This window comes from Nocardia sp. NPDC004168 (assembly GCF_040610355.1).
GTDB classification, from domain to species: domain Bacteria; phylum Actinomycetota; class Actinomycetes; order Mycobacteriales; family Mycobacteriaceae; genus Nocardia; species Nocardia sichangensis.
The window spans coordinates 1-2,790 of record NZ_JBEXME010000061.1; the positions used below are offsets into that span (position 1 = coordinate 1).

Annotated in this window: 3 protein-coding genes; all 3 read right to left on the reverse strand. The window is 64.0% G+C overall.

Features of this window, described 5'->3' with window-relative positions; translation table 11 throughout:
- Positions 1-423: 423 nt before the first annotated feature.
- Positions 424-597 carry a hypothetical protein gene (locus ABZW96_RS36700; RefSeq protein WP_355081387.1) on the reverse strand — a complete coding sequence of 58 codons (174 nt, stop codon included), beginning with the start codon at positions 595-597 and terminating at the stop codon, positions 424-426.
- Between the two features lie 543 nt (positions 598-1,140).
- Entirely contained in the window at positions 1,141-1,917 is a 777-nt protein-coding gene (locus ABZW96_RS36705; RefSeq protein WP_355081389.1) for a glycosyltransferase, read from the reverse strand.
- Positions 1,914-2,744 carry a GntR family transcriptional regulator gene (locus tag ABZW96_RS36710; protein WP_355081391.1) on the reverse strand — a complete coding sequence of 277 codons (831 nt, stop codon included), beginning with the start codon at positions 2,742-2,744 and terminating at the stop codon, positions 1,914-1,916. The genes ABZW96_RS36705 and ABZW96_RS36710 overlap by 4 nt, the downstream gene beginning before the upstream one ends.
- Between the last annotated feature and the right edge of the window lie 46 nt (positions 2,745-2,790).

The window sequence follows — 2,790 nt, forward strand, 5'->3', positions numbered from 1 at the left end:
CTGAAAAGCGGAAGGTCGCCGGTTCGATCCCGGCCCTGGCCACCAAATCCCTCCGACATATCACCTAGTCGGGGGGATTTTTCGCGTCTATACCCATCCGGTGTACCTGGTCTGCGTTGACCGTGGTTGACCGCCGACAACCGGGCCGTGATGCACGCAGAGTGCACGGCGCTGGCCCTGCTGGGTGGTGGGTTGCACACAAAGGCGGGCTGGCTGCGCCTGCCCCTTATCGGCCTGCCTTTCGCGCGTAGAGGCTCCGGGGTCAAGAGTGGCGATAGCCATCCCGTAGGGACGCCGTAGGCGCTCTTGACGCTGGAGGGGCGCGTGAGCACAATGCAGGCCACCACACAGCAGGGCCAAGCGGCCGAAGGGCGCTCAGTAGTTCGGCAACCGTGAGAAGGGGGCCGAAGCCCCCTCCAGGGATCAGTACGGGTAGCGGGCCATGGTCTCGAGGTTGCGGCGGTACTGGGCGTCGCAGCGGTGGCAGCGCCACCGGATTTCCTGCTGCTCGCCGTGGGTCGGGTACTCGTAGAGGAACGGGACCGCGGCGGGCTGGTCGCATCCGCGAAGCTGGCAGGTGTCGGGCTTGGTGATCATCGTTCGGGTTCCTCTCCGGTTGGGGTGGTCTGGCTGAGGGCGTCTCGATCACGACTCCGGCGGGTGTCAAGAGTGGCGCCAGCCATCACGTAGTGACGCCGTAGGCGCTCTTGATGCCCGCTGGTGGCGTGATAGCCCTCGGATCAGTCAGACCGCCACGGCCGGAGAGGAACTGGTGACCGGCGAGCCCTGTCGGCTGGATGCGGTGACCTCGTTCGTGTATCCGGGGACCTCGGCGGGACCACAGCCGGTGGACCGGGCAGAGTGCCGGCCGATTCGTGCTCGGCTGCGGGAGGTAAGTCGGGTACGGCTCTCGGCGTGCCCAGCACTGCTTCGGCTGATGCAGAAGTGACCAGACAGGAACTCCGGGCGCCTGCGGCGGAAGGAGTGCCGCCGACGCGCCGACGCGCCGCGAGCGACGCCCTATCAGCCGCGTTGCGCGTCGCGCGCGGCGGCGGCGCTTCGCGCCGCCGCGGGCGCTCTTGATCCTGTATGGCGAAATTCGGCAACAACTCGCACAGCGCGAAAGGTGCGTGTGGGCTGTCAAGCTCGGCTTGGTCGATCGACCGTGGCTGTGAGGTTGAACGATGTCGTGCGGTGCATGCAGTCTGCCCGTTCCTCGATGAGGTGCATTCGTGCTGTGCGTTCGGTGGGGTCGATATGGGTCGGATGGGCGGTCATCTGTCCGTCCCATTTCCGGTAGAGCAAGCCCGGTTCGGCTGTGAACCATCCATCGGTGAGGGCGTCGGCGGCGAGTAGGAGCCCGATGTCCTCGGAGGCTGGCAGTGCCATCCATCCGCCTGCGGCGAGAAGTAGGTCTCGGCGGATACATAGTGAAGCTGGATGGACGGGTGCGCGGAAGTCGTTCTGACGCCAGTGTTCCAGGACGGCTCCGCTAGGGAGCCGTCCGTTGCTGGGGTCCTGGTCGAACCCAACTGTCGATCCGTCTGGCAACAGGTCAAGTACTCGCGAGGTGGTCCATCCGACTCCGGGTTGCCCGAGCGCTTCGATATCTCGTGCGAGGGTTCCAGGTGTGAGTTGGTCGTCGGAGTCGAGCACTTTGACGTACGTGCCGACTGATCGGGCGAGGGCCAAGGAACGACACACCCCCGGCCCGCCGTGCCGTCCCGTTCCCGGCCGGATGCGCGGATCGTCGGGAAGCATGGGAATCGCTGCGCCTGTCGTTCCGTCCTCCTGGACGATCCATTCCCATTCCCAGCCTTCTGGAAGTTCTTGCGCCACAATCGATTTGTACGCGGCATCCAAGTATTCGGCGATCGGCCGATAGGTCGCCGTAATGATGGAAATGGTGTGGTTCATCGTGCTTCCCAGCGGGCGAGTTTGGTTGAAAAGACCAGTTCTGTTCGGTCGCCGGGAAGGATGACGTCGGAGAATTCCACGACGCGGCCGGTAGTATCGACGGTCCGTTTCTGTACGACGAATACCGACACCCCGGTCGTGAGGTCGAGTTCTGTGGTCTCGTCGCTGGTTGGGGGTCGGGTGCTGATCGTTTCATCCACCCGGTCAACCTCGATGCCGATGGTGAATAGCTGGTGCTGTGTGCCGCCCGGCCACGGCTCATTGCCGTCATCGAGCAAGCTCGGGTTGGTCGCAGCGAGGTCATAGGGGATGTAGGACGTACTCAGGTTGAGCGGTACGCCCTCGTGGTCGAGCATCGTTCGGTAGTCGCGTCGAAGGACCCTATCGCCCGCGGATATGCCGAGTATGGAGGCAATGCGCTCGTCGGCGTCGATCACTTCATAGTGTGCGGAGAACCGAAGGTCGTTGACTGTGACGCCGGTGTCCTTTTCAGTTGCGCCGGTTGCCCGGCGCTCTGACTCAGGTTCGTGAACGCGGTCCTTCTCCCACTGGTATCGAGCAGCGTCACGACGAACCTTCTGCCGGGGTGCACGGACAAATGTGCCGATGCCGTGTCGTGCCTCCAGCAATCCTTCGGATCGCAAGACCAGTAGGGCCTGCCGGAGGGTGGGCGGGCTGACCTTGTATCGCTCGACTAGCGCGGATTCGCCGGGGATGCGGTGGCCGGGAATTAGCTCCCCGGTGTCGATCTGCCGCCGGATGTCGTCCGCGATTAGCTCGTACTTCGCTGGCACGGCGCTACCTCTCATCGTGGGATACGTGACCATCTTATGTCCTCTTTAGGTCTTGACCTCTCGGGGCGCAGTATGGTAC

Bases quoted from the DNA above. Each gene is read 5' to 3' on its own strand.
- ABZW96_RS36700 (WP_355081387.1), bottom strand. From the start codon at position 597: ATGATCACCAAGCCCGACACCTGCCAGCTTCGCGGATGCGACCAGCCC.
- ABZW96_RS36705 (WP_355081389.1), bottom strand. From the start codon at position 1,917: ATGAACCACACCATTTCCATCATTACGGCGACCTATCGGCCGATCGCC.
- ABZW96_RS36710 (WP_355081391.1), bottom strand. From the start codon at position 2,744: ATGGTCACGTATCCCACGATGAGAGGTAGCGCCGTGCCAGCGAAGTAC.